The 10578-nt window shown below is 56.9% G+C and carries 6 protein-coding genes; 2 read left to right on the top strand and 4 right to left on the bottom strand.

Translation table 11 applies throughout. From position 1 onward, the window contains the following. Positions 1-609 precede the first annotated feature (609 nt). The 4 genes from AWB67_RS32390 to AWB67_RS32400 all read right to left on the bottom strand — a co-directional run bounded on the left by AWB67_RS32390 (position 610) and on the right by AWB67_RS32400 (position 7525). The gene (locus AWB67_RS32390; RefSeq protein WP_087660138.1) at positions 610-1539 is read right to left on the bottom strand and encodes a LysR family transcriptional regulator; all 930 of its coding nucleotides are present in this window, start codon (positions 1537-1539) and stop codon (positions 610-612) included. Between the two features lie 436 nt (positions 1540-1975). After that, positions 1976-2899 carry an alpha/beta hydrolase gene (locus AWB67_RS32395; protein ID WP_087660139.1) on the bottom strand — a complete coding sequence of 308 codons (924 nt, stop codon included), beginning with the start codon at positions 2897-2899 and terminating at the stop codon, positions 1976-1978. 149 nt (positions 2900-3048) lie between these two features. Next, complete coding sequence (locus AWB67_RS41045; protein WP_159965042.1) at positions 3049-3207, bottom strand: hypothetical protein; 159 nt, start codon at positions 3205-3207, stop codon at positions 3049-3051. Positions 3208-3910: 703 nt separating this feature from the next. Beyond that, positions 3911-7525: a hypothetical protein gene (locus tag AWB67_RS32400; RefSeq protein ID WP_087660140.1), complete on the bottom strand. Its 3615-nt coding sequence runs from the start codon at positions 7523-7525 to the stop codon at positions 3911-3913. Between the two features lie 1031 nt (positions 7526-8556). On the opposite strand from AWB67_RS32400, the gene AWB67_RS32405 reads away from it, so the two are divergent. Next, positions 8557-10182, top strand: coding sequence for an RNA-directed DNA polymerase (locus AWB67_RS32405; protein WP_087660141.1), 1626 nt, complete (start codon positions 8557-8559; stop codon positions 10180-10182). A gap of 48 nt (positions 10183-10230) precedes the next feature. Next, positions 10231-10470, top strand: a complete 240-nt coding sequence (locus AWB67_RS40035) for a hypothetical protein (protein ID WP_125477776.1) — start codon at positions 10231-10233, stop codon at positions 10468-10470. Positions 10471-10578 lie beyond the last annotated feature (108 nt).

Consider the following 10578-nt stretch of genomic DNA (forward strand, 5'->3'; position numbering starts at 1 on the left):
GAGTTCGAAAAGTACAAGGCCACCTGATGAACGCCCCGAGGCGTCCACGAACAAAACCCAATTTTGCAGGTCCGACTAAGTAAGAAAAGGGGTTACGACTCTCAATCTGACGGCCGAAAACATCAGCTGCTCAAGAACAACTGGAATGTTACGCCAGTTAGTTTTTGGGATGTTGGGGCGACGCCACCTTTGAGTAAAAAGCAGAAGGGAGGTCGATGCCGAATCATTTTCACGGCGCACGCGGGTGGAAAAAACCAGCTGTGCGATCGCGACACTATTCCCGATCCGACATCCAAATCGGCTCCTCTTAACATTACAGTGCCAAGACCTGAGTTGTGGGAGGCCGCACAATCTCATCGGCGTCGACGACTCTGCGCGTTGTTCAACCGCGTCCGACGATTAGACGAGGCGGGCGCCACCGTCAACTTTGAGCGTGGCGCCGGTCATAAAACCGTTCGCCACAGGAAGACGATTGGCAGACGTCGTTTTGGTGCGAAGCTTTCGATTGCAAGCGAAGCTCTAACCGTTGGTCATCGGCAAGCAGCCTAACAGACATCATGAGCCAGATTGAACGCTCACCACTTCGCAACGCAAGGCCCCCGACAAAGTCTAGCTCGTTGGTTCCGTGATCACCTCCCAAGGCGGTTCCAGAGCCCATTCGTCTGCAATCATGTCGATGAAGGATCGAACCTTCGGTGATAAATATCGTTTGCTTGGATACACGGCTCGAATGGGCTCATCCCAAAATGAATAGGATTCGAATAGGGGTACGAGACGCCCGGCGCGAAGATCTTCACCAGTTAGGTATGTAGGTAAAAAAGCTACGCCAAAACCGGATCGAGAGGCTGCCTGAAGCGCTTCACCATCGTCCATGAGAAGGCGCGCTTTCCCGGCGTAAGACCAGGGTTTCCCGTCGATAGAGAATGACCATGGTCGAGGCCGCCCTTCGCTGAGAAAAAATAGACAATCATGGTTCACCAGTTCCTCGGGGCAATTCGGCACGCCTTTCCGAATTAGATATGACGGGGAAGCGCAAGCGAAAGATTTTTGGCGAGCGACAACGCGCGCAAGCAGGCGACTATCTTCGCGAGGCTCTCCAGTGCGAATGGCTATATCGATGCCATCTTCGATCAAATCAACGAATCTATCGGAAAAGCTGACGGTAGCGTTGACCTCGGGCCACTTTTCCAAGAAACGCTTGAGGACGGGCAAAACATGACGCCGCCCCAGCGTTACGGGTAAGCTAAGCGTAAGTTGGCCTCGGGGCTCACCGGTGCGACGCGCCATCGCGGTGTCGATCTCTTGAAGATCTTCTAAAATTTGCGAACTTCGGTCATAGAGAACTTGCCCATCATCGGTCAGACGTAAGCTTCGAGTAGTGCGCTGGAATAGTCGAGTCTGTAAGCGTTGCTCCATATGTACGATGCGCTTGCCCACTCCCGATCGTGTCAAACCGAGTTTTTTTGCAGCGAGAGTAAAACTTCCGCTTTCAACAACGCTGACAAACGCGATTATGTCGTTAATACTAGTGAGTTCCATCACCGAGTCCTGATGACGAGGGGGGACGTAAATTGAGTCGCAAGTTCAAGTCGACGTCGGACCGTTTGCGTGGCTTATGCCTATTAGCCGTCAGAAGCTGTAATGTTTTCAATGGTTTTCCAGAACGTAAGAAAACTAACGCGGCGGCTCCCGTAGATCCAAACTCAGAGAAAAAATATTTCTGAACTGCTGCTCAACGGCGAGCGAATAACAAAATCTTCATTTTATCCGGACTAGGCCAATCATCTCATCCACCAATATTCTGCCAAACCGGCTACCATGACGCGATTGCTGAGCAAGTTTACCAGTTAGTCGTAGACGTAAAACCAGAACGTTAAAAAATAAAAACGACAGCGTCTTGCCACTACAAGTTGTTCGCATCTTAATCATGAGGACACAAACAACAATAGAAAGTCGGTTCGGCGGCTTTAGAAGTTTATCGGCCAGCGTTCAATTGCGACTCCAAGAAACGCACCGAGCTTTGCAGCGCGACACGCGCTTCAGGCAAGATGGCAGCGTACAAATGCCAAGCGTGAAACATCTCCGGCCAAACTTCGAGGTCGACGCGGACTCTGCTGTCGGCAAGATGGGTGGCTAATCGCATGGCGTCGCTCAGCATCAACTCGTTCTCGCCGATCTGCACCTGAATCGGCGGTAGCCCAGTCACGTCTGCGAAAACAGGAGACGCAAGTGGATGATTGGGTAAAGCATTGCCCAGGAACGACCGAGCAAGCATATCTAGACTTGCCTTTGTATTGAGTGGATCAAGACCCTCGCGGTTCGTCATCGAAATCCCCGTGTGCTCTAAATTAGCCCATGGCGATATGGCAGTTCCACCGGCCGGCAGTGGCAATCCTGCATTGCGTGCCGCAACCATTATCGATACAACCATGGCTCCTCCAGCAGACTCGCCCGCGAAAACAATACGCTTGGAAGGTATGCCTTGATCGATTAACGCCTCGTACGCCGATAGGGTGTCTTCAATCGGTGTCGGGAATGGGTACTCCGGCGCAAGTCGATAATTCGGCATGTACACTTTTGCGCCCATCATTTTCGCGTAGTTGCCTCCGATTCCGTGATACCCCGCCGGCTCACCGACGATGTAGGCGCCGCCATGAATATAAAAAACGATGGCGTCAGTCGTAAGCTTTTCTGGAATAACCAAGGTGGTCGGAACACCGCCAAGATCCGTACTTTCGAAACGAACGCCTTCCGGTGCTGGATGCTTGGCCAGCATCTCGGTGTACGCATGTCGAATTGCAGACATAGGGGTTGAGCGATCCTCGCCCCTAAGGACAGGTCCAAGACCAGCGAGGCTATCAGCCCAGTTCTTCAACGCTTCAGTAACTTTCTTATCCATGATTCCACCCTTTAATATGAGGAGTAACTATTGGCGATTGAGGCGCCAAATTCGTTTAAACCATGATAAGGAAGAAATTGGGGAAAATGTTTCCCTTCTTTGGCGGAGCTGTTTCGCTGGCGGGCCATGCTCTCGAGAACGACAGCCGTTCAATTGGACTCCTTCCAGTTCTGTACATCCCGCTTGGCGGCCTCGACTGTCTCACGGGCCTGTGAAGGGTCGCGCAGCGCCCAAATGAAGGGTTCATGCCACGCCAGGGTTTCCTCCAGCGCTTGCTGCATAATCTGCTCCAGGAATGTCCGGTTCATATCAGTCTCTGTTGCCCGTCACACGAGTAAAGAAGGGTGTGTTGGCAATGGCCGTGTACCATTCGTCGACGGCGGACAAGCGCGTCAAAGAGGTTTGACATAAAGCGATTTACCGACGTGTTTTCGTTATCCTAATTGACTAGTCATTGTAAGTACGTTCTGCGGTCCGATCCAAACAGGCCAGCTGTGATGTTCTCGGCCGGGACGCGGACTCTGACGGTCCCTCATCGCCCCCCCGCCGTCAGTGGCTGCGCCAATGTGAGCGACTGCACTGCAGCGTGTGCCGACGCTTGGCGCAGGCAGGCGTACTCACGCTGACTGGCAACATCCAGCCGTTGGACCTGGCAACCCGCGCTGGCTCGGATGGCCGCTATGCGAGGTGTTACGCACGCAGGACTCACGCGAGACGATCCGCACTGCGGCGGCAACCGCTTATCTCCTACGCGAACTTACAGTACTCGACTACTCGCGGTCCCTGCCACTTTGATTGGTTCCCAAGAGTCAGCTTTGGCGCAGCACTTCGTTGTTCGCGGGTGGGGTCACTTCGCCGATGATCTGAGCCTCATCGAACACCGTCAGAGCGGCCCGGCAGGGCCGCAACTGCCTCGCCCGAGCGGGGCGGCCTCATCGGGCCGCCATCTCCGCGATTCGCTGCTCGAAGTCCGGGCCGCTCCAGCGCCTGCCCCATTCGAGCCCTTCGCATTCACAGTTCCAGTTCGTTCTTCGGCACTGTGACTGTGCCTGTCAGTCGCTTGTACTCGATTGGCAACTCCACCGAGACCTCGGTGCCGACAGTCGTCTCGACCGCGGCACCTGCCTTCACGTGCCCAACATCGATGCCCAGGAACTTGAGGCCGAGTTCGGCTTCGAGGTCGGCCTTCAAGGTGCCGCTGGCGGACACCTTGACCGATATCTTGATGTCCTTGGCTGCCTCTTCGGCCACCACCGTGATGTTCAGCCGCTTGCGGCCCTTGGTTATGGTGGCGATGATATTGGCCTCGATCGGCACTTCGCGCTTTGTGACGTGGTTGGAGAGGTCGACGCTGAACGCCGGGTTGCCGGCCACGGCGGGAATCTGGGCGATGGTGTCGAGCGACACCGGCAGGCGCGTGCGCTTGCCGCGGATGAGGATCGTGTACTGCTCGCCCGTCTGCAATGTGACCTGACCCGCGCCGACACCCCCTACGGTGTTGGTGAAGAAACTGCCGCCAATTGGGCCGACGAATTCAATGCCGAACTCACCGTCCAGCGGACCCGAGATCGAGTGCTTGAAGTTGATGGTAACGGTGAGCGGCGTGCCTTTGGCGGCGCCCGTCATGTTGTCGATAGCCTTCTTGACGTTCTCCTTGTGCTCGGCCGGCGTGATGGTGCCCTTGCCGGCCTGGTTCTCGGAGACCTTGATCTCCTGCTGCGCCTGCGCCGGCGTCTTCGTCGGTTCGGGCGCTACCGACTGGCTACCGCCGCCGGAAGGCGGGCTGGCTTGGCGTTGCTGCTGGATGTCACGGGCCTTGTTCGATGCCTCGCTGATGCCGACCGACTTGTCGGCTAACTTCTCGAGCAGCGCTTCCACTTGCTTGCTCACCGACATGTCGCGGAAGATGTCGGCCTTGCCGAGCAGGTTCATCGCGCCGGCCATGCCGGTCGGGTCGGGCAAGGCGGTCGGGCTGACGATGTTGACGATCGCCGACGGCAGTGCCGTCGGCACCAGCGTCGCCTTGTCGTTGCGCGAGGCATTGATGTCGACATCGGCGATTCCCGGCGCCTCTTCGGTGATCGGCGAGGTCTGCCAATCCCAGAACTTCGTGTCGTCGATTTCCTCGCTTGCGTTGCAATGGCCCAACTTCGCTTCGGCAAAGACGCCGCGGGTCGGCAAGGACATCATCTTCTCCAGTTTCACCGGCTCAAGCGCGGCCAGTTCCTCACTGTTCTCGAAGAAGCGGCGCGCCGGGAAGACCACGCAGTCGCCAAGCACATCGATCGGCCGGTTCTCGATCAGGTCGATCAGCGCATCCGTGCCCGAGAACATGTTCTGGAAGCGTTGTGCTCGGAGGTCGGGATCCTCCTGCAGCCAGATCGCCTTCTCATAGTGGCGGGCGTTGTCGCTCAGGTGATTCATGAGCCGCTGCACGGCGCAGGCTTCGTCGTCGGTCAGCAGCGCGGCCGGGTCGGCCGGCAGTTCACGGTAGCCCAGCGCCGGCAGACGCTTCTGTCCGTTGGCCGGCACCGAGAAGGCCTGCTTCTGGTCGATCACGATCCAGGACTTGTCGGCCACGGTGGTCACGGCCAGCAGCGCGTCGATGTCCCAGCCGTGGGCGCTCGGGCCGACCTTGATCAGCAGACCATCGACGTCGTCCCAAAGCACGGGCTTGTACGGTTTGATAGTGAATACGTTGCTCTGCCCGTCCTGCCGGTAGTTCTTCGGTGACATGAGTGTGCCTGGGTCGAGGTCATCGACGGCATCGGGCAGCATGCGGTCATTGACTCCGAGCATTTGTGCCGGATCCCAACCAGGGCTCACTACCAGGCAGTCGACCTGTTCCAGGTTCTTTGTCAGGACCATCATGGTAACCACGCGGTCCGCAGCCTTGGCGGTCTTGATCGTCAGCCGGATTTCGCCGAGTTCGTTGGCGCCCGCCAGGTTCGGCAACAGTGCCAGCCGCGCCTGCTTCTGCTCGAAGCCCTGAGTGAAACACTGCAGCTTCTGCACAGCATCGAAGAAGCCGAGGTAGCGCCCGTCAATCAGCACGCTTTCGAGCGTACGACGGTAGCGCAGGATGTTGTACGCGCTGTGAAAGTCAATGGTTCCGTACTGCACCAGCAGGGACGGCCGCAAGCGCATGAACTGGGTGCCCACCTTGTAATGGCGTAGCACCTCGTAGTACAGCATCGTCAGCGCGTGCGAGTGGTTGTGATTGGCGACCACGCGGGTCTCGGCCTTGGCATGCTCCTGCTGGTCCGATTGCACGACGATGGTGCTGCGCAGCTCGCGCACCGATGAGCTGGCCTGCGCAAATGCGTCGGAGATCTGCTGCACCGTGGCGGCATGCACGTTGCGATCGCCCGAGCTGGTGGAGTAGCCGCCACCCAGCGCGCCGGAGATGCCGTAACCGCCGCCACCGTAGGAGCCTGCTACGCCGCCCATGAAGCTGCCGCCACGCTGCCATTCCTGCATCGCGGCATCGACTGTCTCCGAGATGTTGCGGTCGCGATGGGTGTTGTGCGCGAGCTGTTCTTTGACCGTCAGGTCCTCGAGGCGCGAGTCGGTGGACTTGCGCGCCCAGTCAATCACCGCGACCTTCACGATCTCGCCCGGCGCCAGCGGCAGGCTGTAGACGATCTGGCCGATTGTGTGGCCGAGCGGCTGCCACGTCACCCGGTATTCCAGCGACCAGCCTGTGCGCACTTCCAGCACGGTGTCGACATGACCCTTGCCGTCGTCTGTGGTCTTGGCGGCAATCATGATGCGGCTGCCGCGAACCACCTGGAAGAAGCTGAACTCGTGGGTCGCGAAATTCGCCGGGAACAGGGTCTCGCAGCCATCGACACCTAGAAAGAACTCGGGGTTGATCGCGAAGGAGCCGGGCGAGAGGTACCAGTCCTCCAGACCCGGCACGTGCATCGCCGGAAGGTTGACGCGGCGGAAGCGGTCTAAATCGGCCGGCAACTCGATCGGCAGCTTGGCAAAGATCGCGTCGGGCGTGATCCGGGCATGCTGCAGCAGGTCAACCTTCAGGGCCTCGCGGCCCAGTGGGTACGCGAAGAAGTCGATCTCGGTGTCGGACGGGTCCGCGCCCTGCAGCATCGACTTCAAGTTCGGCAGGACATGGCTCAGGTCGAAGGACAGATAACCAGCATGGTCACTGGCCAGCATACCCAGCGGGTGCGACCACACGGCCCGCTTCTTGGGCTGGGCCTGCGGCTCGATCTGAAGCTTGCGCAAGGCCTGAAGAACGATCTTCTCGATGAGGGCCTTCTGTTCGGCCCGCGGCGCAGTGTCATCGAGGTTGGCGCGTAGTTTCTCCAATATGCCAAGGTGAAACGCGTGTGGATCGGCAATCGCGTCGAAATCGGGCTTGGCAATGTTCGCGACCATCACCGAATGGATGGCATCAAGCAACGAGGGGTGCTTTTGCAGCCATTGCCGCACCTTCGTCTCACCCTCGGTAAACGAGAGCAAATGGTCTACCACCCAGGGCGGCAGCTCTACACTCGCGCTGACCTCGGCATAAACGGGCACGCGGTGCAAGAGTGCATCGGTGGCCTTGTCCTGCAATAGCAGGCTCAAACGAGACTGCGTCAGTCGTGCCAAGGCGGTCATAGGATCCCATCCAAGTAGCCACTGCCTGGGCGACATAGGTCCGTTGAAGACCAATAGGACACCCGCCCGCGGCGCCAAGAAGGTCGTGCGCCATCGTTGGATCATCTTCTCTTTCCGCGTCCCCGTCCGGAAAGAATTTTGGCCCCCCTTTTAGGTTCTGCTATTCGCCCAGGAAATTGGCCCTGGTGGACCGCGGTATACCGCCTAGTTCAGCAGCACGTGGACACTTTCGTCGCGCGCGCCCATTCTGCCGCCGGCGCCGGCCTGCCGCAGTAGGTGAAGGACGAGGTCGACAACTTGCTCCAATGCCGTCTTTTGCGAGCGGCTGCTGGGGGGCGCCCTAATCACAGGGCCGCGGATGTCGCCAATGGGTCGGGAGCCCCGTTCGCGGCGACAGACACCAGCTGCTGGCCGGCAGCCCGTGGCACGGCGGGCTGTGTCAAGGGCCCGATCGCCATTGACCGGCTAGTTCCAAGACGGCGGCACGAACGACGAGTGAAAAGTTCCGGCGGCAGCTGTCGTTGAACCAGCGAATCTGACCGACCGCACCCAGTCTGCTCCGACCCTTCGGCCGGCGACCTCGAGCGACAGCACCTGGTCGAGTTCGCCTTTCGTCCCATCCCTGCGACGTTATGAGATAGCGCGTTCTCGCGTTGAGATCGTCCGGTGCCCGGCCGTAGAACGCATTAAAAATGTCAACGTAGCGACTATAAAGTCGTCAACTCGGGCCTTCGTGCGCCCCGATAGCGTTGCGAGCGATATTCAGGAGGGGTTTGCCGACGCGAAATAAAGTTGTCACCCGCTTTTGAGATGCGGCCTTCGACGCACGGCCGCCGACGGTGGTCAACGAATATTGCGGCCGACGTATGCCGACTGCATCGGGCTGTACGCGGCCATTTCCGGCCAGTCATACTCAACCACGAAGCGATGTGAGAGGCAGTTTTTAATCAGACACCGGGCATTGGGGACCCTTCTCCACGTGCGAATTTCTGTATCATGCAATTCTCAAAAAAAACGGGGCGGTGAAACTTATGGCGATGTTTGAGGACTTGCTTTCCAGAGGCTATCTTCCCGTCCAACTGCCCCCAAATTTCACGTCTGAGACATTCGCAAGTGAACTGCCAAACTTCCAGGCACAGTGGGAGGCTGCAGGCACACCGCCTAGCACTTTATTCGAGCGCTTTTCCGTCCCCCGGTCGTCCTACTACCGCAGGATAACGGCAATCCTGAATCCGATTTCGTTCTACTATCTCGCGCGCGATATCACTCAATATTGGGCGCAGATACAGGCCCATTACGCAAAGAGTCCGTTGTCGAAAAGCACGCCCACTATTGCCGGAGGTTTGCGTGCTATTACGATTCCAAAATTTAGCGAGCTTTACGAGGAGAAAATAACCGCAGCCGCTGGATTCAGATATGCCCTAATCACAGATGTCTCTGCATTTTTCCCTACGATCTATACGCACGTAATTCCATGGGCGCTACACAGCAAGGCGGTTGCGAAGACCAACAAGTCAAAAAATCCAGTTGTATTTGGTAACATTCTCGATGGGCGCTCAATGGGCGTCCAAGATGGGCAGACTATCGGTCTGCCGATTGGTCCGGACACGTCCCATATCCTCGCTGAAACAGTTGCTGTTGCAATTGATGAGCAGATCATTCAGACGCTTGGTAGCGTACCTCGTGGATTTCGCTATGTGGATGATTTCTTTTTCTTCTTCAGCAAGCGCGAAGAAGCGGAACGCGCGCTTGCGGCAGTTACCCGGGCGGTAAGTGATTATCAACTTCAGCTTAATGCGTCGAAGACGCGTATTATTGAAACGAAAGAGCTTGTGGAGGAGTCTTGGAAATATGCGATCAAGCGGCTGTCCGTTTCATCTGCCCGGAGAGAACAACGGGACGACATTCACCACTACTTTGAAAGTCTTTTTTCTCTTGAGAAAAGATTTAAAGACGAGAGCTTGGTCAAGTATGGCGTGAAGCAAATTTCCTCCACGATTATCAAAAAATCGAACTGGAATATTTTTGAGTCGTACTTGTTAAAGTGCGCCTTCGGATTTCCGAACACGATTCAGGTCATTGCGCACATCCTTTCGACATACCACCATCACGGCTATCCGGTTGACAAGGACGCGGTATCCCGCCTATGCAACAATCTGATCGCTGCCTCCGCCGCTTCCGACCATCACGGCGAGGTGGCATGGTTGCTTTGGGTTTGCAAGAAACTAGTCATCGATTTGGATGCAACGGTTGTCAATGAGATCGGCCGCATGGCTAGTCCTATATGCACCTTGATGCTTCTCGATTTGCAACATGCTGGGACCGTAACGACTCCGCTTGCCGCCGGTGCCTTGACCCAGTATGCAGCGGCGGGAGCACTACAAAGCGCCGAATGGCTACTTGCCTATGAGGGAGGGCGGCGTCATTGGCTAGGAAATGCGGATACTAATTTCATAGACAACCACACGCTCTTCGGTCCCCTTCGAGCTACCGGCGTGCGTTTCTACGATGAGAACAAGGTGGTACCCCCTATATTCGACTTCAAAACTCCGCCTGAAAGCGCCGAGAATTTTGATTTTGATACGGATGCCGAGATTGAGGAAGAATTTGATTTCGACGAGATGGACGAGGAGTATTTCGACTCAAGCGACATTTAAATCGGAAACCATAATGAAAGGCTCGATGGCAACCGGAACCGGTCACTCGTGCAAGAATGGGCCGTTGAATTTAAGGCGATTTTTTCAGGAAGAGTGGCATCGAACGACAAGCACGTGCCATGGATAGTGAAATATCCATCGCGCACTGCCGCGGTAAGTGAAAAAACTCGTATTCTCATCGGCGCGCTTGCTGTCGATAGCCGGTCGCAAGCTAGTGGCCTGCTTGTCGGCGGCGAGCGACTGGCAAGGATCGGCCAGTTTGTAGCCTTCGCGATCACCGTTCGATAGACATTCGAGCGGCGGTCCAACGCGGGTAAGAGTGTACCGGCTCGGATTGTCTGAACACGGGTTTGCAACTCAGGCGGCCTCTTTCATGGTGGCTGCGTGACGGGCTTC

Source organism: Caballeronia terrestris (genome assembly GCF_001544515.1).
Lineage (GTDB): Bacteria > Pseudomonadota > Gammaproteobacteria > Burkholderiales > Burkholderiaceae > Caballeronia > Caballeronia terrestris.

Excerpts from the sequence above, each read along its gene's own strand:
- AWB67_RS32390 (WP_087660138.1), bottom strand. The coding sequence starts at position 1,539 with ATGGAACTCACTAGTATTAACGACATAATCGCGTTTGTCAGCGTTGTT.
- AWB67_RS32395 (WP_087660139.1), bottom strand. The coding sequence starts at position 2,899 with ATGGATAAGAAAGTTACTGAAGCGTTGAAGAACTGGGCTGATAGCCTC.
- AWB67_RS41045 (WP_159965042.1), bottom strand. The coding sequence starts at position 3,207 with ATGAACCGGACATTCCTGGAGCAGATTATGCAGCAAGCGCTGGAGGAA.
- AWB67_RS32400 (WP_087660140.1), bottom strand. The coding sequence starts at position 7,525 with ATGACCGCCTTGGCACGACTGACGCAGTCTCGTTTGAGCCTGCTATTG.
- AWB67_RS32405 (WP_087660141.1), top strand. The coding sequence starts at position 8,557 with ATGGCGATGTTTGAGGACTTGCTTTCCAGAGGCTATCTTCCCGTCCAA.